We start from the raw sequence: 1,661 nt of genomic DNA, 5'->3' as shown, positions 1-1,661 counted from the left end.
ACCTCAATTGTAAAATAACTTTCCCGTCTGAAAGGGAAAGTTAGGTACAAATATTTAAAAACAGCATAGAGAAATTCGTGTTACAAAAAGGCAGGGCGCAGTCCCTGCCTTTCGTGATATATTGAACTTAGCCGGTGGAGAAAGGAGACACTATGGCAAAGTTTTTATCTTATGAAGACCGTTTGGAGATTGAAAGTGGACTGAAGGAGGATCTGACTTTTACAGAGATAGGAAAGAAACTGGGGAGGGACAGAACTACTATTACAAAAGAAGTCCGCAACTATGCAGTTGAACAATGCACAGGATATTCAGCCTATCCCCATAATGTATGTAAGTATCGCAAAGGATGCAAGAGAAGAAAAGTGTGTGGAACAAATGAATGCAAGCATCCAATGGTAACCATATGCAAACAGTGTGAGAGTCTTTGTAACAGGTATTGCGAACAGTTTGAGGAAGAAGTTTGTACCAGCAGGTTTAAAGCTCCCTATGTATGTAATGGCTGTAGTGAAGTGAAAAAGTGTACACTGACAAAGACAATCTACGACGCATTGGAAGGCCATCGCCAGGCATCTGAAAAGATTGCACAATCAAGAAGTGGGATTCTTTCTACAGAAGGAGAAATTGCCAGACTCAATGAGATCCTGGTTCCGCTGATTAAACAAGGACAGTCTATCCATCAGATTTATTTAAATAATAAGGACGAGTTAATGTGCAGCGAGAAGACCTTATACAATTACATAGATGGAAGTCTGTTTGATGTGAGAAACATTGATCTCCCACGGAAAGTAAAGTATCGTCCGCGTTATAAAAAACCAGAACTGAAGGTAGACAGAGGCTGCCGTGTGGGAAGAAACTATCATGATTACGAGGTGTATTTAGAAAAGCATCCTGATACAGCAGTGACCCAGATGGATTCCGTGATAGGAAGCAAAGGTGGAAAAGTTCTGCTAACGGTATTTTTTGTAGAAACGTCCTTGATGCTAGCATTTTTAAGAGATGCCAATACCTCTAAGTCAGTAATCGATGTTTATGAAGAACTATATCATAAGCTGGGGGGACAAGACTTTCGAAAGTTGTTTCCAATAATTTTAACAGATAACGGAAGTGAATTTTCTAATCCGAAGAGTATCGAATGTGGTGCAGATGGAAAAGGATTTCGAAGAACAAGAATCTATTACTGCAATCCAAGTGCGCCCTATCAGAAAGCGGAAATAGAGGTAGGCCATGAATTCATAAGAAGGGTATTACCAAAGGGAAAAAGCTTTGATGAACTGATGCAGGAGGATATCAATCTGATGATGGACCATATCAATTCCTATAGAAGAAAAAAGTTGAATGGGAAAAGTCCATATGAAGCATTCTGTTTTTATTATGGAAAAGACCTGGCTGATAAATTAGGATGCCACGAGGTTGGCGCCAACAGCATTAATTTAACACCAGGTCTTTTGAAAAAGTAGCAAGATAATCGGAACATGAAGCCACCGGCTGGAACGAAAAAACAGATACCAGTAGACGTGAATTTCGGAGTACAAAATTTGTAAGCCAAAAGTGACGTCCGGTTTTTGTGCGCCAAAATCATCTTGTTACCAGAGATTATACCATAGAAAGCAAGTGAAAAACGGGAAAGTCATAACAATTGTGGAATTTCGGGTTCAAAAATT

The 1,661-nt window shown here is 39.6% G+C and carries 1 protein-coding gene; it reads left to right on the top strand.

All coding sequences use genetic code 11. The features are described from left to right. The first annotated feature begins 152 nt into the window (after positions 1-152). Positions 153-1,457, top strand: a complete 1,305-nt coding sequence (locus tag DS742_RS18305; RefSeq protein ID WP_117418417.1) for an IS30 family transposase — start codon at positions 153-155, stop codon at positions 1,455-1,457. Positions 1,458-1,661: the final 204 nt, after the last annotated feature.

The sequence above is a fragment of the Lacrimispora amygdalina genome, assembly GCF_003432035.1.
In the GTDB taxonomy this organism is placed as follows: Bacteria; Bacillota; Clostridia; order Lachnospirales; family Lachnospiraceae; genus Lacrimispora; species Lacrimispora amygdalina.
The sequence above is the reverse complement of the archived record's forward strand: the minus strand, read 5'-3'. Positions and strand labels throughout refer to the sequence as shown.

Bases quoted from the DNA above. Each gene is read 5' to 3' on its own strand.
- DS742_RS18305 (WP_117418417.1), top strand. From the start codon at position 153: ATGGCAAAGTTTTTATCTTATGAAGACCGTTTGGAGATTGAAAGTGGA.